General features: G+C 64.8%; 19 protein-coding genes and 1 tRNA gene. 14 read left to right on the top strand and 6 right to left on the bottom strand.

Annotated elements, in window-relative coordinates; genetic code table 11:
- Positions 1–2 precede the first annotated feature (2 nt).
- The 6 genes from scpA to GVM20_RS06160 all read left to right on the top strand — a co-directional run bounded on the left by scpA (position 3) and on the right by GVM20_RS06160 (position 7,488).
- Positions 3–2,156: a methylmalonyl-CoA mutase gene (gene scpA, locus GVM20_RS06185; RefSeq protein ID WP_166546413.1), complete on the top strand. Its 2,154-nt coding sequence runs from the start codon at positions 3–5 to the stop codon at positions 2,154–2,156.
- 118 nt (positions 2,157–2,274) lie between these two features.
- Positions 2,275–3,282, top strand: a complete 1,008-nt coding sequence (gene bioB / locus GVM20_RS06180) for a biotin synthase BioB (protein ID WP_166546412.1) — start codon at positions 2,275–2,277, stop codon at positions 3,280–3,282.
- A complete protein-coding gene (locus GVM20_RS06175) occupies positions 3,279–4,109 on the top strand; it encodes an alpha/beta hydrolase (protein ID WP_166546411.1) in 831 nt (276 codons plus the stop codon). The genes bioB and GVM20_RS06175 overlap by 4 nt, the downstream gene beginning before the upstream one ends.
- Positions 4,110–4,125: 16 nt before the next feature.
- On the top strand, positions 4,126–4,920 hold the full coding sequence (locus tag GVM20_RS06170; RefSeq protein ID WP_166546410.1) for a heme-dependent oxidative N-demethylase family protein: 795 nt from the start codon (positions 4,126–4,128) through the stop codon (positions 4,918–4,920).
- Positions 4,921–5,008: 88 nt separating this feature from the next.
- Positions 5,009–7,069: an acetyl-CoA carboxylase biotin carboxylase subunit gene (locus GVM20_RS06165; protein ID WP_166546409.1), complete on the top strand. Its 2,061-nt coding sequence runs from the start codon at positions 5,009–5,011 to the stop codon at positions 7,067–7,069.
- Positions 7,070–7,077: 8 nt separating this feature from the next.
- Positions 7,078–7,488 (top strand): molybdopterin-binding oxidoreductase, encoded by a 411-nt coding sequence (locus GVM20_RS06160; protein WP_166546408.1) that lies wholly within the window; start codon positions 7,078–7,080, stop codon positions 7,486–7,488.
- Between the two features lie 15 nt (positions 7,489–7,503).
- Here the strand turns inward: GVM20_RS06160 and GVM20_RS06155 are convergent, their stop codons facing one another.
- From GVM20_RS06155 to GVM20_RS06145, 3 genes are read right to left on the bottom strand one after another with little or no spacing between them, the layout of a single operon-like run.
- Positions 7,504–7,962, bottom strand: coding sequence for a GNAT family N-acetyltransferase (locus GVM20_RS06155; protein ID WP_166546407.1), 459 nt, complete (start codon positions 7,960–7,962; stop codon positions 7,504–7,506).
- Positions 7,959–9,077 carry a 3-dehydroquinate synthase gene (gene aroB / locus GVM20_RS06150; RefSeq protein WP_166546406.1) on the bottom strand — a complete coding sequence of 373 codons (1,119 nt, stop codon included), beginning with the start codon at positions 9,075–9,077 and terminating at the stop codon, positions 7,959–7,961. The genes GVM20_RS06155 and aroB overlap by 4 nt, the downstream gene beginning before the upstream one ends.
- The gene (locus GVM20_RS06145) at positions 9,068–9,637 is read right to left on the bottom strand and encodes a shikimate kinase (protein ID WP_166546405.1); all 570 of its coding nucleotides are present in this window, start codon (positions 9,635–9,637) and stop codon (positions 9,068–9,070) included. Before GVM20_RS06145 ends, aroB begins: the two co-directional genes overlap by 10 nt.
- Positions 9,638–9,675: 38 nt before the next feature.
- On the opposite strand from GVM20_RS06145, the gene GVM20_RS16275 reads away from it, so the two are divergent.
- From GVM20_RS16275 to GVM20_RS06125, 5 genes are all read left to right on the top strand, one after another.
- The gene (locus GVM20_RS16275; RefSeq protein WP_234031881.1) at positions 9,676–9,876 is read left to right on the top strand and encodes a hypothetical protein; all 201 of its coding nucleotides are present in this window, start codon (positions 9,676–9,678) and stop codon (positions 9,874–9,876) included.
- Positions 9,873–11,774 carry a hypothetical protein gene (locus GVM20_RS06140; RefSeq protein WP_166546404.1) on the top strand — a complete coding sequence of 634 codons (1,902 nt, stop codon included), beginning with the start codon at positions 9,873–9,875 and terminating at the stop codon, positions 11,772–11,774. Before GVM20_RS16275 ends, GVM20_RS06140 begins: the two co-directional genes overlap by 4 nt.
- Positions 11,774–12,658 (top strand): tyrosine recombinase, encoded by an 885-nt coding sequence (locus GVM20_RS06135; protein WP_166546403.1) that lies wholly within the window; start codon positions 11,774–11,776, stop codon positions 12,656–12,658. The genes GVM20_RS06140 and GVM20_RS06135 overlap by 1 nt, the downstream gene beginning before the upstream one ends.
- Before the next feature lie 15 nt (positions 12,659–12,673).
- Positions 12,674–13,618 (top strand): acetyl-CoA carboxylase carboxyltransferase subunit alpha, encoded by a 945-nt coding sequence (locus GVM20_RS06130; RefSeq protein ID WP_166546402.1) that lies wholly within the window; start codon positions 12,674–12,676, stop codon positions 13,616–13,618.
- A 108-nt stretch (positions 13,619–13,726) separates the two neighbouring features.
- Positions 13,727–15,202 carry a M48 family metalloprotease gene (locus GVM20_RS06125; RefSeq protein ID WP_166546401.1) on the top strand — a complete coding sequence of 492 codons (1,476 nt, stop codon included), beginning with the start codon at positions 13,727–13,729 and terminating at the stop codon, positions 15,200–15,202.
- Between the two features lie 114 nt (positions 15,203–15,316).
- On the opposite strand, the gene GVM20_RS06120 is transcribed toward GVM20_RS06125, so the two are convergent.
- A complete protein-coding gene (locus tag GVM20_RS06120) occupies positions 15,317–15,499 on the bottom strand; it encodes a Flp family type IVb pilin (RefSeq protein ID WP_166546400.1) in 183 nt (60 codons plus the stop codon).
- Positions 15,500–15,605: 106 nt separating this feature from the next.
- Positions 15,606–15,788 carry a Flp family type IVb pilin gene (locus tag GVM20_RS06115; protein WP_166546399.1) on the bottom strand — a complete coding sequence of 61 codons (183 nt, stop codon included), beginning with the start codon at positions 15,786–15,788 and terminating at the stop codon, positions 15,606–15,608.
- Positions 15,789–15,889: 101 nt separating this feature from the next.
- Here GVM20_RS06115 and GVM20_RS06110 point away from each other — a divergent pair, with 101 nt between their 5' ends.
- Together GVM20_RS06110 and GVM20_RS06105 are read left to right on the top strand one after the other, a co-directional pair.
- Positions 15,890–16,330, top strand: coding sequence for a (deoxy)nucleoside triphosphate pyrophosphohydrolase (locus tag GVM20_RS06110; protein WP_166546398.1), 441 nt, complete (start codon positions 15,890–15,892; stop codon positions 16,328–16,330).
- Positions 16,331–16,360: 30 nt separating this feature from the next.
- Positions 16,361–16,437, top strand: a tRNA-Arg gene (locus GVM20_RS06105).
- A 52-nt stretch (positions 16,438–16,489) separates the two neighbouring features.
- On the opposite strand, the gene GVM20_RS06100 is transcribed toward GVM20_RS06105, so the two are convergent.
- Entirely contained in the window at positions 16,490–16,879 is a 390-nt protein-coding gene (locus tag GVM20_RS06100) for a metallopeptidase family protein (protein ID WP_166546397.1), read from the bottom strand.
- Between the two features lie 199 nt (positions 16,880–17,078).
- On the opposite strand from GVM20_RS06100, the gene folE reads away from it, so the two are divergent.
- Positions 17,079–17,705, top strand: coding sequence for a GTP cyclohydrolase I FolE (folE, locus tag GVM20_RS06095; RefSeq protein WP_166546396.1), 627 nt, complete (start codon positions 17,079–17,081; stop codon positions 17,703–17,705).
- Positions 17,706–17,760: the final 55 nt, after the last annotated feature.

Raw genomic sequence — 17,760 nt, 5'->3', positions numbered from 1 at the left:
CGATGACCCAAAAACCGACGCTCTCCGACTGGAACGCCCTCGCCGCCAAGGAGGTGAAGGGCCGGGACCTCACTTGGCACACGCCCGAGGGCTTTGCGATCAAGCTGCTCTACACCGCGGAAGATCACGCCGGGTTCGACCCGGGCCTCCCCGGCTTTGCGCCCTTCACGCGCGGAGTGAAGGCTTCGATGTACGCGGGCCGTCCGTGGACGATCCGGCAGTATGCGGGCTTCTCCACGGCCGAGGAATCGAACGCCTTCTACCGCCGCAATCTGGCGATGGGGCAGAAGGGCCTGTCGGTGGCCTTCGACCTTGCCACCCACCGGGGTTACGACAGCGATCACCCGCGCGTCGTTGGCGATGTCGGCAAGGCGGGCGTGGCGATCGATACGGTCGCGGACATGGAAATCCTGTTCGACCAGATCCCGCTCGATTCCATGAGCGTTTCCATGACGATGAACGGAGCGGTGATCCCGGTGCTGGCCTTCTTCATCGTCGCGGCGGAACGTCAGGGCGTGTCGCAGGACAAGCTGGAAGGCACGATCCAGAACGACATTCTGAAGGAGTTCATGGTCCGCAACACCTATATCTATCCGCCCGAGCCTTCGATGCGGATCATCTCGGACATCATCGCCTATACCTCGGCCAACATGCCGAAATTTAACAGCATTTCGATCAGCGGCTACCACATGCACGAAGCCGGGGCGACGGCGGTGCAGGAGCTCGCCTTCACTATCGCCGACGGCAAGGAATATGCGAGCCGTGCCATGGCGGCGGGGCTTGATATCGACGCCTTCGCCGGCCGCCTCTCCTTCTTCTTCGGCATCGGCATGAATTTCTTCATGGAGATCGCCAAGCTGCGCGCCGCGCGCACGCTGTGGTACAAGGTGATGGACGATCTGGGGGCGAAGGACGAACGCTCCAAGATGCTGCGCACCCACTGCCAGACGAGTGGCGTGAGCTTGCAGGAGCAGGATCCCTACAACAACGTCATCCGCACCACGGTCGAGGCGATGGCGGCGGTGCTTGGCGGCACGCAGTCGCTCCACACCAACGCGCTCGATGAAGCGATTGCGCTCCCGACCGATTTCTCGGCGCGCATCGCCCGCAACACCCAGCTGGTGCTGCAAGAGGAAAGCGGCATCTGCAACGTGGTCGATCCGCTCGGCGGCTCGCATTATATCGAGGCTCTGACCGCCACGCTGGTGGCCGAGGCCGAGGCGATGATGGCCGAGGTCGACGCGGCGGGCGGCATGACCGCCTATGTCGCGACCGGCGCGCCCAAGGCCGCGATCGAGCGCGCGGCGGCGGAGAAGCAGACCAAGGTCGACAAGGGCGAGACGGTGATCGTCGGCGTCAACAAGTACCGCAAGGACGCCGAGGACGCGCTGGAGACCCTGGAGGTCGACAACCAGATGGTCCGCACCGGCCAGATCGCCCGCCTCGCCAAGGTGCGCGAAGGGCGTGACGAGGCGGCATGCCGTGCGGCTTTGGTGGCTTTGACGGCGGGCTGCGCGTCCGGCGAGAATGTGCTGGCGCTGGCGGTTGCCGCCGCGCGCCATGACGCGACGCTGGGCGAGATTTCGTCGGCGATGGAAGAGGTCTTCGGCCGCCACGATGCGACCCCCGCGCCGGTCAGCGGTGTCTATGCCAGCGCCTATGAATTCGACCGCCGCTGGGCGCAGGTCACCGATGGCGTCGAAGCCGTGGGCCGCCGTCTGGGCCGCGCACCCCGCATCATGATCGCGAAGATGGGCCAAGACGGCCATGATCGCGGCGCGAATGTGATCGCGAGCGCCTTTGCGGACATGGGCTTCGATGTGGTCTCCGGTCCGCTGTTCCAGACGCCCGAGGAGAGCGCCGCGATGGCCTTGGCCAAGGACGTCGACGTGGTCGGCGCGTCGTCACTCGCGGCGGGCCACAAGACCCTGATCCCCGAACTAATCCGGCTCCTTCGCGAAGCCGGGCGCGGCGACATCAAGGTCACCGCAGGCGGCGTGATTCCGCCGCAGGACTATGACTTCCTGCGCGAGGCGGGGGTGCAGGGGATCTACGGCCCCGGCTCGAACGTGGTGGAGTGCGCGGCGGATATTCTGGTGCTGCTCGGTCACAACATGCCGCCCTTGGGCGAGGGGCTGGACGAGGCGGCGGAGTAGGCGCTACTCCCGCGTCATTGCGAGCCGAAGGCGAAGCAATCCAGTGCGGCACGCGAGACGCTCTGGATTGTCGCGTCGCTTCGCTCCTCGCAATGACGAACAACTGGAAAACCACCCAATGACCCACCCCCGCACCGACTGGACCCGTGAAGAAATAGCGGCCCTCTTCGACCTCCCCTTCACCGAGCTGCTGTTCCACGCGGCCAGCGTCCATCGCGAATTCCACCCGCCTACGCAGGTGCAGCTTTGCACTCTGCTCAGCATCAAGACCGGCGGATGCCCCGAGGACTGCGGCTATTGCTCGCAGTCGGTCCATGCTGACAGCGGCGTCGAGGCGACCAAGCTGATGGACGTGCAGGCTGTGCTCCAGCGCGCGGCGCAGGCCAAGGATGCGGGCTCGCAGCGCTTCTGCATGGGCGCGGCGTGGCGTAATCCCAAGGACCGCGACATGCCCGCGATCGTCGAGATCGTGAAGGGTGTGCGGAGCATGGGCCTTGAGACCTGCATGACGCTGGGGATGCTCGAACCGCATCAGGCCGCAATGCTCGCTGAGGCGGGGCTCGATTACTACAACCACAATATCGACAGCAGCCCCGAATATTACGAGCGCGTCATCTCGACCCGCGATTTCCAGTGCCGCCTGGATACGCTGGATCACGTGCGCAAGGCCGGGATAAATGTCTGCTCCGGCGGGATCGTCGGTATGGGGGAAACGCGCGAGGATCGGGTGGGCTTCGTCCACACCCTCGCCACCCTGCCGCAGCACCCGGAGAGCGTGCCGGTCAATGCGCTGGTGCCGGTCAAGGGCACGGTGCTGGGCAACATGCTCGCCGACACCCCGCTCGCGAAAATCGACGATATCGAGTTCGTCCGCACCGTGGCGGTTGCCCGCATCACCATGCCGCGCTCGATGGTGCGGCTGTCGGCCGGGCGCGAGTCCATGTCCGAGGCGACGCAGGCGCTGTGCTTCCTTGCGGGCGCGAATTCGATCTTCACCGGCGACAAGCTGCTGACCGCGCCCAATGCGGGCGACGACAAGGACGGCGCGCTGTTTGCGAAGCTGGGGCTGACGGCGCTGCAAGGCGAGGAACCCGCGCGGGCCTGCAAGGCGGCGGCGGCAGCGTGATCGGCTGGCTCGCCGCGGCGGCTCTGGCAGCGGCCCCCGCGCCCGAGCCGCAGCCGCTCACCATCGGCGAGACGGTGACGCTTGAGGCGCTCGGGGCGGAACGCGCAGTCAACATCATCCTGCCGCCCGATTACGCCAGCAATCCCGAGAAGCGCTGGCCTGTTATCTATCAGCTCGACGGGGCGATGAAGCAGGACCTGATCATGGGCGCCGGGCTGATGCGCTGGGGGGCGCTGTGGGGGCGCAGTCAGGACGCGATCATCGTCGGCATCGAGACCAGGGATCGCCAGCGCGAGTTGCTCCCACCGACTGGCGACGCAGCCGAGCGCAAACGTTGGCCCAGCGCGGGCGAGAGCGCCGCGTTCCGTCAATGGCTGGCCGACACCGTCAAGCCGCTCATCGAGGCGCGCTATCGCCACGATGGCACGGCATTTCTGGTCGGCGAGAGCGCGGCGGGGCATTTCGTGGTCGAAACCTGGGCCGACACGCCGGCCTTGTTCACTGGTTACGCCGCCATCTCGCCGAGCCTGCAATGGGATAGCGAGACTCTGAGCGGACGTGCCTTGGGCGAGAGCAAGCGCCCGCCGCTTTACCTAAGCCTCGCCGATGAAGGCGGCGCGACCGAGAGCGGGATGCTACGGCTGCTGGGGGTGCTGCCGACCGAGCAGCCCTATTGCTTCTCCGACCGCCGCAAAGAGCTGCGTCACGCGACCGCCTTGCACGGATTGCTGCCCGAGGCGCTGCAATATCTGCTGCCGACCAAGGCGGATTGGCTGGAGGAGTACGGCATGGTGCTCAGGTGTGATCAGCGGGGAGGCGCCCTATGACCCCCCATCGTAACCCATGACCTTGGGCTTTTCCGTCGACAGCCTGCTCCCCAAGGCACGCGGGGGCGGGCAATTGCGCATGGGGCTGGTGAAGCTGGAAGAGCATCAGTGGCTTCAGCCCACACCCGATCTGGCAGCGCGGGCCGCTGGCTTCGCCGAATGGCCCCAGGGCCTGCAGCTGACGCCCGAGGTCGATGCGCCGGGCCGCGAATTGGCTGCGATGCTGGGCGTAGATGGCGCGCTCCCCGAAGCCGCGCTCGCCGTCCACGAAGACCTCTGTCTGCTCACCAAGCGCGACGGCGAGGAGGTCTACCGTCTGATCGGTGCGGCGGTGGCATGGCCCTCCGATTGGCACCCGGCTGAGAAGATCGGACTACCCCTGCGCGCACTCCACGCGCCCATCGCGGGCTACGAGGAGCAACTCGCCACAGGGGTTGATCGCTTCATGGAGACGCTCCGGCCCGGCCCGATCTATGCCCGCTGTAACTGGTTCATCGCGGCGGTCGGGGAGCGCCGCTGGCTCCCCGACCGCCCGCCGCAACAGGCCTTCGCCCATGTCACGGCCGAGAATGCAGGCGAAACGCTGTTTGTGCGCTCCGAACGTCAGACCTTGCGGCGCTTGCCGCAAACGGGCGCGATCCTGTTTGGCATCGGCATCTACGTCGAACCGCTTGGCAAGCTCTCTCCCGCCAACATCGCCATGCTTGGCAAAGCCGTGCAGACGCTGGTGAGCGGGGAGGGCGACCGCCGCGGCGCGCCTGCCTATGCGGAGAGCCTGATCAGATATGCGGAGAAGCGTGCTGCCGACTGACGCCCCAAATCCGCTAGCTTGCAGCATCCGCAAACCCTCGGCATAGCCCACGCACAAGATAACGCATCTGCACGAGAGGTTGTCCGCCTTGTTCTCGAAAATCCTGATTGCCAACCGCGGCGAAATTGCCTGCCGGGTCATCACCACCGCCCGCAAGATGGGGATCAAGACCGTCGCGGTCTATTCCGATGCTGACGCCCGCGCGCCCTTCGTCGCGATGGCGGACGAGGCGGTGCATATCGGCCCGTCGCCCGCGGCTGAGAGCTACCTGATCGCCGACAAGATCATCGCCGCCTGCAAGCAGACTGGGGCGGAAGCGGTGCATCCGGGCTACGGCTTCCTGTCGGAACGCACCTCCTTTGCCGAGGCGCTCGCCAAGGAAAACATCGCCTTCATCGGCCCGCCGGTGAACGCCATCGCCGCGATGGGCGACAAGATTGAGTCCAAGAAGCTGGCGAAAGAAGCGGGCGTCAATGTTGTCCCCGGCTTCGTCGGCGAGATCGAGGATACCGAGCATGCGGTCCGCATTGCGAACGAGATCGGCTATCCGGTGATGATGAAGGCCAGCGCCGGCGGCGGGGGCAAGGGTATGCGCCTCGCTTACAACGAGGCCGATGTGCGCGAGGGCTTTGAAAGCGTGAAGCGCGAGGGCCTGAACTCCTTCGGCGATGACCGCGTGTTCATCGAGAAGTTTATCCTCAACCCGCGCCACATCGAAATCCAGATCCTCGGCGACCAGCACGGCAATATCCTGTACCTGAACGAGCGCGAATGCTCGATCCAGCGCCGCCACCAGAAGGTGGTCGAGGAAGCGCCGTCGCCTTTCGTCACGCCGAAAATGCGCAAGGCCATGGGCGAGCAATGCGTCGCTCTGGCGCGTGCGGTGGGGTATTACTCGGCGGGCACGGTCGAACTGATCGTCAGCGGCGCGGACCCGACGGGGGAGAGCTTCTACTTCCTCGAAATGAACACCCGGCTTCAGGTCGAGCACCCCGTCACCGAAGCGATCACCGGCATCGACCTTGTCGAACAGATGATCCGCGTCGCAGCGGGCGAGAAGCTGACGATGACGCAGGACGATATCGGCATCGACGGCTGGGCGATCGAAAATCGCGTCTATGCCGAAGACCCCTATCGCGGCTTCCTGCCCTCCACCGGGCGGCTGGTGCAGTATTCACCACCGCTGGCTGGTTGGCAGGAAGACGAAACAGTCGCAGGCAAGGCACGACGCGGGGTGGCGCGCGGCGCTGGCTCCGTGCGGGTCGATGACGGGGTTTACGAAGGCGGCGAGGTTTCGCGCTTCTACGATCCGATGATCGCCAAGCTGATCACCTGGGCGCCCACGCGCGACGAAGCGGCGGACCTCCAGATCGAAGCGCTCGACAATTTCCGGATCAAGGGCCTCGGCCACAACGTCGATTTCCTCTCCGCGATCATGCAGCACCCGCGCTTTCGCTCGGGCGAATTGACCACCGGCTTCATCGCCGAAGAATATCCCGATGGGTTCCACGGCGCGGCCACCAGTGACGAGCTGAACCGCCTGCTCGCCGCAGTCTGCGCAGGCAATGAATTCACGCTGCAAAGCCGCGCGCGCCGCATCTCAGGCCAGCTGGACGGCGATGACGGGCGCCCCGGCGTCCAGCGCGTCGCGAGCGAATGGCTGGTGAAGCTGGGCGATCAGCGCTTTGAGGTCATCCTTGGCGATGGCCATGCGATGGTGGACGGCGTGCGGGTCGAAGGCGCCTGTGACTGGATGCCCGGCATGGTGCAGGCGACCGCGACCGATGGCCTCGGTAACAGCTATGGCCTGATCGTTGAGCGTATCGGCAATCACTGGAAGGTGACCACCCGCGGGGCAGCGCATACCGCGCTGGTCTTGCCGCTCAGGCTGGCACGGCACGAATCGCTGATGCTGGAGAAAGTCCCGCCCGATCTGTCGCGCCTGTTGATCTGCCCGATGCCGGGGATGCTGGTGAAGCTGCACGTGGCCGAGGGCGATACCGTGCAGCCGGGTCAGCCGCTCGCGACGGTTGAAGCGATGAAGATGGAGAACATCCTGCGCGCCGAAAAGGAAGGCGTCATCGCCAAGATCAACGCCGCCGAGGGCGAGAGCCTTGCGGTGGACGCGGTGATCCTCGAACTGGAGTAACGCCCCCGATGCTCGAAGCCCTGGCCTTGAACATGGCGGTGCCGGTGGAGCCTGCGATGATCGCGGGCCTGCCCACGCATGACGTGACGCTGACACATCACGGCGAGACGCAGACCTGCACTGGGCCACTGCTTGCCGATGTGATGGCAAGGCTGGGCGCGCCGTCTGGCAGCGGCCTGCGCGGCCCAGCGCTGCTGATGGCCGTAGTGGTCGAAGCGCGGGACGGTTACCGTGTTGCCTTCACCCTCGGCGAACTCGATCCGTTGCTGGGCAAGGCCGAAGTGGTGCTGGCGGATCGTTGCAATGGCGTGATGCTGGACGCGGAAGACGGCCCGTTCCGACTGGCCGTTGAAGGCGATACGCGCGGCGCAAGGTCGGTACGTCAGGTTGTGACCCTGCAGCTTGTTGCGGTGCCCTAGGCCACGTTGCGCCGATCAGTCCAAAGTCAGGTGCAGACACTGGTTGAAGTCGGTGAGCACATAGTCGCCAAACGCCGCGCCATTCACAAACCCCCGCTTCCGGTAAAGCGCCAGCGCCGGATCAAACGCCGGGCCGCTGCCGGTTTCAAGGTTGAGCCGCTTGATTGCTTGGCTTCGGGCGTGGTCGATGATCACCTCCAGCAGCCGGGCGGCAATTCCCCGGCGCAGGAAATCTGGGTGCGTGCGCATGGATTTGAGCTCGGCCTGACCGCCGCCCAAAAGCTTGAGCGCGCCGATCGCCGCCACCCGATCATCCACCCGCACAGCCCACACCGTCACCGCCGGATCGGCCAACCCCGACAGGTCGAGCGCAAAGCTGAGCCCCGGGGGCGAGCCCGCCTGCATCGCCTGCTGGTGAAAGGCGATGAGCGCCTGCACCTCCGCATCGCCAAGATCGGCGATCGCGATGATCATGCGGCCAGTTCGTCGTCGAGAAACGCCGCGATATCAGCCAGATCGACATCGCGCGCCACGTAAGCCTCTCCCAGCGCGCGCAGCAGGAGGAAGGGCAGGGTGGCAGCCTCGGCCTTCTTGTCATGGCGCATGTGATCCACCAGCGCCGCGCCGTCGCAGGTAAGGCCCAGCGCGGACAGGCTGGCGGGCAGGCCGGATGCGGCGATCGCGCGCGTGGCCCGTTCAGCATCATCCGCTGGAATCTCGCCCCGGCGCGCGGAATAGCGCGCCGCCAGTACCATGCCCAAGGCGACCGCCTCTCCGTGCAGCAACCTTTGCGAAAAGCCCGTCTCAGCCTCCAGCGCATGGCCAAAGGTGTGGCCGAGATTGAGCAGCGCGCGGCGATCCTCGGTCTCGCGCTCGTCCTCGGCAACGATCCGCGCTTTCATGGCGATGCTGGTGGCAATCGCGTGCTCAAGCGCGGCCGGTTCGCGTGCCAACACCTTGGTGCCATTGGCCTCCAGCCACGCGAAAAACGCCGCATCGCCGAGCAGGCCGTACTTCAGCACTTCGGCATACCCGGCGCGCATTTCGCGATCTGGCAGAGTGGCGAGCACCAGCGGGTCGATCAGCACGAGGCTCGGCTGGTGGAAGGCGCCGATCAGGTTCTTGCCCGCGGCAGTGTTGATCGCCGTCTTGCCGCCGACCGACGAATCGACCTGTGCCAGCAAGGTCGTCGGCAATTGCACAAAGCCGCAGCCGCGCTTGGTTATCGCACAGGCGAAACCCACGAGATCGCCCACCACGCCGCCGCCCAGCGCGAAAACGTGGTCCTTGCGGGTGACGCCCATGGCCAGCAGCCAATCGCACAGCTTCTCAAGCACGCCCCAGGTCTTGGCATCCTCACCCGGCTCAACCACGAACCATTCGACCTCTAGCCCGTGTGCGGCCAGATTGGCTGTGACACTCTCGCCATAAAGCCGCTGGGTGTTGGTATCAGCCACGAACGGCACGCGGCGCCCGCCGGCATAGGCCTTCAGAAACGGCGCAGCCGCTTCGGCCAGACGGCCCAGCAGGCCTTCCTCAATCACCACATCATATTCGCGCCCGGCCAGCGCGACGGGAATTACAGCCATTGATCAATCGCCTCGATGATCGCGCGTGCGGTGTCGGCATGGGGGCCGGTTTCGCTGACGACACGGATATGGGCCTGCCCATAGAAAGGCGCGCGCTCCTGCGCCAGCCGGGTGAGAATGTCGCGCGGATCGCCATTTTTCAGCAACGGCCGGTTCCCGCGCCGCGCCGTGCGTTCGACCAGCGTGTCGATGTCGCAATCGATCCACACCGCGATCCCGCGCTCCAGCACCAGCGCGCGGGTGGCGGGATCGACAAAGGCCCCGCCGCCGGTGGCGATGACGCCGTGGGATTCGTCCATCAGCCGAGCGATCACGCGCCGTTCGCCATCGCGGAAATAGGCCTCGCCAAAGGTTTCGAAGATTTCGGGGATCGAGCGCTGGGCGGCTTCAACAATCGCTTCGTCAGCGTCGACGAAATCGCGCTGCAACAGGCTGGCAAGCTTGCGCCCCACGGTTGATTTGCCCACGCCCATCAGCCCCACCAGCACCACGGGCCGCGTTATGCGCGCGGCAATCGCGGCAAGCGGGGCAGGATCGTTGAGAGGCGGCGCGGCGGACATTGCCGCAGGGCCTATAGATGGGCTAGGGCACGCGCAATATGCGAAACTCTCGCCCCTCGCGTCTCTCACCGACTGGCCTTCAGGAGGCACCCGCTCCGAGTGTTCCGGCCGGGCGGCGCTGGATGGTGATTGCGGGCCTCGTGGTGGCCGCTTTGCTGGCACTGGCGTGGTTCGATGGGGGCGAGGAACCGCTGCGCCCTATCGCCGATGATGTGGCTCTGCCGGAGCCGGCGCAATGAGCGGCAAGCGGTACGGGGCCAGCGTGCTCGCCATCGCCTTGGCAGGCGTTCTGGGCGGGGCAGGGCTGGCCGGTTTTGCTGGCGCTCAGGGCAAGCCCGAATCGCTGCTGCCGCCGGGGTTTGACGATCCGGCGCCTGCGCCGTCTCCGCGTCCGAGCCCCGCTCCAGCGCCGCAGACCGGAAATGCAGCGCCGTCTGTCTCCCAGCCCGGTGCAGCGCCCGTGCCCGGCGTACCCGTCGATCCGTCGACCCTGCCGCCGATGCCGACCATCACGCGCGGCGATCTTTCCCGCCTGCCGAGCCTTGAGGCGCTGGAGAACATGTCAACCGAGGAGCTGGATCGGCTGCTCGGATTGAAGCCCAAGTCCGATATTCCTGCTGGTGCACGGCGCGCTCTGACGCGGATCGGCGTGCTGGCGACTGACGAGGGCGGGTTGCCGCCATCTGCGCTCGCGAATCAGCCGGACAAGCTGGTGCGCGCGGTTCTGGCAGGCACCCGCGGGCCGATGGTGTCGCGTTGGGGGCACATCCTCATGCGCCGCGCGCTCGCGAGCCGTTTGGCTGCGCCGCTCGGCATGGACCCGATCGAGTTTGCCGCGCTGCGCGTCGGCGTGCTCAACGGGATGGGCGAATATGCGCTCGCCCGCGCGGTGGTGCAGGATGTCGACAGCGCGGACTGGTCGCCCAGCCTGACGCAGGAGGCGCTCAACGCCTATCTCGGCAGCGGCGACATTACCGGCGCGTGTCCGGCGGTGCGGCTGCAAGGCTCCGCGCGTGAAGATGGCGAGTGGCAGATGTGGCAGGCAATCTGCAACGCCTATGCCGGGGAAAGCGCGCTTGCAGCTTCGCAGCTTGATCGGGCGCTGTTCCGGGGTGTGGCGCCGCGAATCGACGTGCTGTTGGCGCGTCGGTTTGCCGGTGCAGCCGGGCGCGGGCAGCGCGGTGTTCAGATCGAATGGAACGGGGTGGAGGACCTCAACCCCTGGCGCTTTGGCCTCGCCACCGCGCTTGGCGAACCGCTGCCCGATGGCCTGCTGGATGGCGCGATGAAGGACAAGGGCGGGGCCTATTACGCCCGCGCCGGGGCGCTGCTGCCGATGCTGCCAGCAACTCAGCGTGCCGCCTTTGCCGGACGGGCCGCGCGCGAGGGGATCATGTCGGCCGATGCGATGGTCGATCTCTATTCCGAAGTTTACGCCGATCCAGCGGCCAGCGGCGATCCGCAGACTCATGCGGCCGCTCTGCGCGAAGCCTATCTTGCAGCAGACCCCGCCGCCCGGATTGCCGCGATGGAGCGGCTATGGGCCGCAGGCGCCGCGCTCGGCGGCGGAGACGGGTACGGCGCGCGGGTTCTGACCGCCTATGCCGCCGCGCGCATTCCCGCCGATGCGGCCCATGCCGATGCTGCGGGCGAGCTGATCGCGGCGATGCTGACGGCTGGTCTTGATGGCAACGCGGTGCGCTGGGCCAATGTGGTCGAGGAAGGCTCGCTCGGCTGGGCGCTCATCGCGCTCGCCAATCCGCGCGGGGACGAGGTTGGCCAAGGCGCGGTTGAGAGCTTCACCGGCAGCGACGACAGCGAAGGCGCGCGCAAGTCGGCCTTCCTTGTCGCCGGGCTCGCCGGAATTGGGCGGCTGAGCGAAAGCGATGCCAATGCGCTCGCTGGCGATCTCGATTTTGATCTGGCGCGTGAAACCCGTTGGAGCCGTGCCATTTCGCGCGCGGCCGAGGTCGGGAATCCGACGATGGTGGTGTTCCTAGCTGGGCTCGGGATGCAGGGCACAAGCTGGCAGCAGATGACGCCGCTGCACCTCTATCACATCACCGCCGCGCTGACCCGTGTGGGGATGCAGGCCGAAGCCCGGATGATTGCTGCCGAGGCAGTGGCGCGGGGCTGATGTCCGCCAGTACCGAGACGTTTCTTGCAATGCTGGCTGCTGAACGGGGCGCTGCGGCCAATACGCTGGCGGCCTATCGCCGTGACTTGAATCAAGCCGAAGACGCCATCGGCGATCTGGCGGCGGCACCGCGCGATGCGGTGGCCAGTCTGGCCGGAGAATGGGCGAGCCTGGCCCCCTCAAGCGTCGCCCGCAAAGCTTCGGCGTTGCGGCAGTTTTTCGGTTTTGCGATCGACGAGGGCTGGCGCAGCGACGATCCCTCAGGCGCGCTGCCGCGTCCGCGCGCGCGCCGTCCGCTGCCCAAGGTGCTTGGCCATGACCAGATCACAGCGCTGTTCACGCGCGCCGAGGAGGAGGCATCAGGCGATGATCCCAAGGCGGTGCGGCTGCTGGCGCTGATCGAATTGCTGTACGGTTCGGGCTTGCGGGCAAGCGAGTTGGTGACGCTGCCTCTCCACGCCGTGCCACGTGATGCGCCGTTCCTGACAGTGACGGGGAAGGGCGGGACGACGCGGCTGGTGCCGGTTGGCGGCCGGGCGCTGGAGGCGCTGGCGCGCTGGCTGGCGCTGCGTCCGCAGGTGGTGCCCACCTCGCGCTACCTGTTCCCCTCGGACGGGGGCAAACCGCTGAGCCGGGTGCGGCTGTTTCAGCTGCTCAAGGCATTGGCCGCGCGCGCCGGGCTCGATCCTGCGACCATCAGCCCGCACGTGCTGCGCCATGCCTTTGCCACCCATCTGCTGGAGGGCGGTGCCGATCTGCGCGTGCTGCAAACATTGCTCGGCCATGCGGACATTTCCACCACCCAGATATACACCCATGTCGATGCCGCGCGGTTGGTTGCCCTCGTCAATTCCCGTCACCCGCTTGCAAGCCGCACAACATAAGACTAGCCCCGCGCGATGATTTCCTACCTCGATTTCGAGAAGCCGGTCGCAGCCCTTGAAGAGCGCATCGCACAGCTGCGCAGCGTCAACGCGCTGCATGATGTCGATGTCGCCAGTGAGATCGGCCGGCTTGAGGCCAAAAGCGCCGAACTTCTCGCCAGCACATATGCCTCGCTTACGCCGTGGCAGAAGACGCAAGTTGCCCGCCATCCGCAGCGGCCACATTTCCGCGACTATGTCGCCTATGCTTTCAGCGAGTTTGTGCCGCTCGGCGGTGATCGTCTGTACGGTGACGATCTGGCGATCATGGGCGGCTTTGCGCGGCTCGATGGCCGCCGGGTGATGCTGATCGGGCACGAAAAGGGCCACGACACCACCACGCGCATCGCGCACAATTTCGGCATGGGCAAACCTGAAGGCTATCGCAAGGCGATCCGCCTGATGGAACTGGCGAGCCGATTCGGCCTGCCGGTGGTGACGCTGGTGGACACATCCGGTGCGTTTCCGGGGATCGAGGCGGAAGAACGCGGCCAGGCTGAAGCCATCGCCCGCTCGACCGAGGCATGTCTGGCGCTGGAAGTGCCGATGATCGCGGCCATCGTCGGCGAAGGCGGATCGGGCGGCGCGGTTGCGCTGGCCTCTGCCAACCGGGTGCTCATGATGGAGCACGCTGTCTATTCGGTGATTTCGCCAGAAGGTTGCGCTTCGATCCTGTGGCGCACTTCGGAAAAGGCTGCTGATGCGGCACAGGCGATGAAAATCACCGCCCAGCATCTCAAGCGCGACAAGGTGATTGACCGCATCGTCAAGGAGCCAGTCGGCGGCGCACAGCGCGATCCGCAGGCCGCAGCCCGGATGCTCGGCGCTGCGCTGAGCGAGGAGATCGAACAGCTTTCAGGCCTTAGCCGCGCCGAACTGATCGCCCAGCGCGAGGAGCGCTTCCTCGGCATCGGGGGTTAAGCCCGGCAAAGGTGCCATCCCAAGTTAAGGTTTCGTTTGCCAAGCCTTTCCGTTGCGCTGCTTTGCCGATAGGCTTGCAGCAGAACATGACAGCGGGAGGAGCCACCTATGGCACGCATTTCACGCAAGATACTGGCGCTCGGCGCAGCGCCGCTGGCGTTGACCGGATGCATGGGCGCAGGCGGGGCCATTCCCTCGGCCTCGGCCCCGATTACGCAGACTGAAGCGCAGCAGGGCGCGCAATATCATCCGCAATTGCTGGCCGAATTCGGCGGTGCGATGACCGGTACCCACGCTCAATATGTTGAGCAGGTGGGTAAGAATATCGCGGTGCAATCAGGCCTCGGCAATGCGCGCGAGAGCTTTACCGTCAGCCTGCTGAACTCGCCCGTGCACAATGCTTTCGCGGTGCCGGGGGGCTATATCTACACCACCCGCCAGCTGGTCACACTGATGAACAATGAGGCGGAACTCGCCGGCGTGTTGGGGCATGAAGTCGGCCATGTTGCCGCGCGCCATTCGCAGCGGCGCCAGGCCGAAGCGCAGAAAAACACGCTGCTCGGCGGCGGTCTGGCGATTCTTTCAGGGATCTTGCTGGGCGATTCGGGGCTGGGCAACACCCTGTCGCGCACCTTCATGGAAGGCTCGCAGATGCTGACGCTCAAATTTTCGCGCCAGCAGGAGCTGGAAGCGGATGATCTCGGTATCCAGTATCTGGGTCGTGCAGGCTATGATCAACGCGCGATGGGCACTGTTTTGGCCAGCCTTGCGGCGCAAAACGGGCTTGATGCGCGTCTGGCAGGGCGCAATTCGAGCGTTCCGGAATGGGCTTCGACCCACCCTGACCCCGCCAGCCGGGTACAAAGCGCGCTCGCCAAAGCCAGTGCGGCGGGTGCCGCCGGTGTAACGAATCGCGACACGTTCCTAACGCGAATCGACGGGATGCTCTACGGCGACGATCCGGCGCAGGGAATGATCGAGGGCAGCACCTTCATTCACCCCGAAATGCGCCTCGCTTTCACCGCGCCTCAGGGCTTCTACATGGTCAATGGCACCCGCGCGGTCAGCATTCAGGGGCAGGGTGGGCAGGCGCAGATGACGCTGGCTGCCTATAACGGCAATCTGGAAACCTATGTGCGCCAGCAGTTCACGGCCCTTGGCGGTCAGAACAGCACCCTTGCCCCATCTCAGCTTGAGCGCACGACGGTCAATGGCCTGCCCGCGGTGTATGGCACTGCGCGAGTCAATAATGGGCAAAGCCAGGTAGATGTGGTGGTGTTTGCCTATGAATTTGCCCGCGACCGCGCCTATCACTTCACCGCGATTGCGCCTGCGGGCCGCGCGGCGACCTTCAATCCGATGTTCCAATCGATGCGGCGAATCACGCAGGCCGAAGCAACTTCGGTGGTGCCGAAGAAATTGCAGGTGGTGACCGTCGCTCGCGGCGACACGGTGGCGAGCTTGGCGCGGCGAATGGCTTATGACAGCGCGCAGGAAGATCGCTTCCGGGTGCTGAATGCGCTCAGCGGTAGCGCGACGTTGACGCCTGGTCAGAAGGTCAAGCTGGTCGTGCGGGCGCGCTGATTTGCGCGCATGCTGGCGGTACGAGCCGCCCAATCTAGCCGTATCTCGAATGCACAAAGAAAAAGCGGCGGGGATTGCTCCCCGCCGCTTTCCTGTTTGCCCGAAGGCAGACGATTAGTTGTTGGCTTCGAGGCCTTCTTGCATCTCGCCGTCGACTTCCGTGAAGGTCGCTTCGAGGGTCGAACCCAGCGAGGTCATGGCGGTGATCGCGGCGACGGCGATGAGAGCGGCGATCAGGCCGTATTCGATGGCGGTGGCGCCCTGTTCGTCGCGGATCAGGTTCTTGATGAAGTTCATGGTCGGTCTCCTGGTTGGTCTTCGCTAATACTGCCCGTCCTAAGTTCGGCTCGGTTCGGACAACTGTTGAACTAGGGCAAATTTCTTTAAAAAACCCTAATTGCCATTAATTCGTCATTGCGTCGGTGCTGCGGGCTTCAATGTCGTCCCACATATCGGAGGTCGTGTTGGCAACCTCCCAAAGCGCACCAATCATCGCAACGGCGATCAGGCCGATAACAAGACCATATTCCACGGCCGTTGCACCGGCTGTGTCATGTTGCAAACGCTTGAAAAAACTTGCCCCCATGACACGTGTACCTGTGCTGTTATCAATCTGATGTCCTAAAGATCGTTGAGGAAGATTAAGAAAGAGTTGAGGGCGGGTACTTTGATGGAAAGAAAGCCGACATGACGGGGAAGTGGCTGACAGTTGTCGCAGGCGCATTGACCCGAAATGACGGACGTTGGCTGATGCATCAGCGACCCGTGGGCAAGCACCATGCCGGCCTTTGGGAGTTTCCCGGCGGTAAGGTGGAAGCATTTGAAATGCCGAGAGAATCTCTGGTGCGGGAACTGGAAGAAGAGCTCGGAATTTCCTGCTGTTCTGCTGACTGCGCCCCTGCTGGTTTTGCTGAGGGCGGTGCTGCTGCCAACGGTCAGGCGCTTGTCATTCTGCTTTACACCGTGAGCGATTGGCAGGGCGAACCGCAGTCGCTGGAAGGCGGGGCCGTGGGCTGGTTTACCCCTGACGAGGTGCTCGCGCTGCCAAAGCCTCCGCTCGATGTTGTGCTGGCACGGCGGCTGTTTCAAAATCTCGGATCAATGCCAAACGCCTCTTGCCAAGCCTGACGCACCCCCCTATGTGCCGCCCCTCAGCGCGCACCCGTAGCTCAGCTGGATAGAGCATCAGACTACGAATCTGAGGGTCGGACGTTCGAATCGTTCCGGGTGCGCCAACAAAGCCCGCTCCTTGCAAAAGGGGCGGGCTTTGTTGGTTCTGGGCTCGGCCTAGTCCGCCACACTCTCCTCAAGCGCATGCATATCATCGTCCGACAGGCCGAAATGATGCCCGGCTTCGTGAATCACCACATGGCGGATCAGCGCGGCAAAGCTGACGCCGGTTTCCTCCATCTCGGCCAGCAGCGGCTGGCGGAACAGCGTGATGACCGGCGGCAGCCCGTCACTGTCCCACTGTGACCGCTCGGTCAGGGCGACGCCTTCATAGAGCCCGGTCAACTCCCAGCGATCGGCAATCCCGACAGCGTGCAATTGCTCTTCAGTCGCGAATTCCTCGATCCGCAGCACCACATCGGCCAGCGGCTGGCGGAACGCATCCGGCAGGCGAGCGACAACCAAAGCAGCGGCGGTTTCGAAATCGGCAATGCTGGGCTGAGGCAAGATCGATGGCCTTTCTCGTCACCATGGGGGATGAATTGCCGGGGCAATCCCTTACATAAAGCAAGATGGGGACAGCATCCTTCCCGCGCAACCGGCGTATCTGCATGGAACGCCTTGGGGGTTGACGGGTTGACGTCACTCGGGATCGACAGGCGAGGGGGCTCCGACTGGGCCAATGAGTAAAGAAAGACGACAGACCATGAACTACGTTTCGGCCCACGATCACGATGATGAGTTCGATCCGGAAAACCCGATGGGAAAGCCTGAAGTGCCGGAACATGTGCAGGATGCCATCCGCACTCTGATCGAATGGGCAGGCGACGATCCGAACCGCGAAGGCCTGCGCGACACGCCCAAGCGGGTCGGCCGCGCGTGGCTTGAATATTGCGAGGGCTACAAGGAAGACCCTGCGATCCATCTGTCGCGCATCTTCGAGGAAGTGGGCGGTTATGACGAGATCGTGCTGCTCAAGGACATTCCGTTCCAGTCGCATTGCGAACACCACATGGCGCCGATCATTGGCAAGGCCGCGATTGCCTATCTGCCCAAGAAGAAGGTGGTCGGCATTTCCAAGCTCGCCCGTGTGCTGCACGGTTATGCCCAGCGCTTGCAGATCCAGGAGCGCCTGACCGCTGAAGTCGCGCAGTGCATCTGGGACAATCTCGATCCGCATGGCGTGGCCGTGGTGATCGAAGCGCAGCATGGTTGCATGACCGGCCGCGGCGTCAAAACACCGGGTGTGGGGATGATCACCAGCCGCATCCTCGGCTGCTTCCTCGACAATGACAGCAGCCGAAAGGAAGTCATGAGCCTGATGGGATATTGATCACATATCTGCGAATACTCAGGCTTTGAATTTCCTCACCTTCCAGTGTCCGAAA

It is taken from the genome of Porphyrobacter sp. SLTP, from assembly GCF_009905735.1.
Taxonomy (GTDB): Bacteria; Pseudomonadota; Alphaproteobacteria; order Sphingomonadales; family Sphingomonadaceae; genus Erythrobacter.
Note: the sequence above shows the minus strand (reverse complement) of the source record. Positions and strands in the feature narration are given on the sequence as shown.

Excerpts from the sequence above, each read along its gene's own strand:
- scpA (WP_166546413.1), top strand. The coding sequence starts at position 3 with ATGACCCAAAAACCGACGCTCTCCGACTGGAACGCCCTCGCCGCCAAG.
- bioB (WP_166546412.1), top strand. The coding sequence starts at position 2,275 with ATGACCCACCCCCGCACCGACTGGACCCGTGAAGAAATAGCGGCCCTC.
- GVM20_RS06170 (WP_166546410.1), top strand. The coding sequence starts at position 4,126 with ATGACCTTGGGCTTTTCCGTCGACAGCCTGCTCCCCAAGGCACGCGGG.
- GVM20_RS06160 (WP_166546408.1), top strand. The coding sequence starts at position 7,078 with ATGCTCGAAGCCCTGGCCTTGAACATGGCGGTGCCGGTGGAGCCTGCG.
- GVM20_RS06155 (WP_166546407.1), bottom strand. The coding sequence starts at position 7,962 with ATGATCATCGCGATCGCCGATCTTGGCGATGCGGAGGTGCAGGCGCTC.
- aroB (WP_166546406.1), bottom strand. The coding sequence starts at position 9,077 with ATGGCTGTAATTCCCGTCGCGCTGGCCGGGCGCGAATATGATGTGGTG.
- GVM20_RS06145 (WP_166546405.1), bottom strand. The coding sequence starts at position 9,637 with ATGTCCGCCGCGCCGCCTCTCAACGATCCTGCCCCGCTTGCCGCGATT.
- GVM20_RS16275 (WP_234031881.1), top strand. The coding sequence starts at position 9,676 with ATGCGAAACTCTCGCCCCTCGCGTCTCTCACCGACTGGCCTTCAGGAG.
- GVM20_RS06140 (WP_166546404.1), top strand. The coding sequence starts at position 9,873 with ATGAGCGGCAAGCGGTACGGGGCCAGCGTGCTCGCCATCGCCTTGGCA.
- GVM20_RS06135 (WP_166546403.1), top strand. The coding sequence starts at position 11,774 with ATGTCCGCCAGTACCGAGACGTTTCTTGCAATGCTGGCTGCTGAACGG.
- GVM20_RS06130 (WP_166546402.1), top strand. The coding sequence starts at position 12,674 with ATGATTTCCTACCTCGATTTCGAGAAGCCGGTCGCAGCCCTTGAAGAG.
- GVM20_RS06125 (WP_166546401.1), top strand. The coding sequence starts at position 13,727 with ATGGCACGCATTTCACGCAAGATACTGGCGCTCGGCGCAGCGCCGCTG.
- GVM20_RS06120 (WP_166546400.1), bottom strand. The coding sequence starts at position 15,499 with ATGAACTTCATCAAGAACCTGATCCGCGACGAACAGGGCGCCACCGCC.
- GVM20_RS06115 (WP_166546399.1), bottom strand. The coding sequence starts at position 15,788 with ATGGGGGCAAGTTTTTTCAAGCGTTTGCAACATGACACAGCCGGTGCA.
- GVM20_RS06110 (WP_166546398.1), top strand. The coding sequence starts at position 15,890 with ATGACGGGGAAGTGGCTGACAGTTGTCGCAGGCGCATTGACCCGAAAT.
- folE (WP_166546396.1), top strand. The coding sequence starts at position 17,079 with ATGAACTACGTTTCGGCCCACGATCACGATGATGAGTTCGATCCGGAA.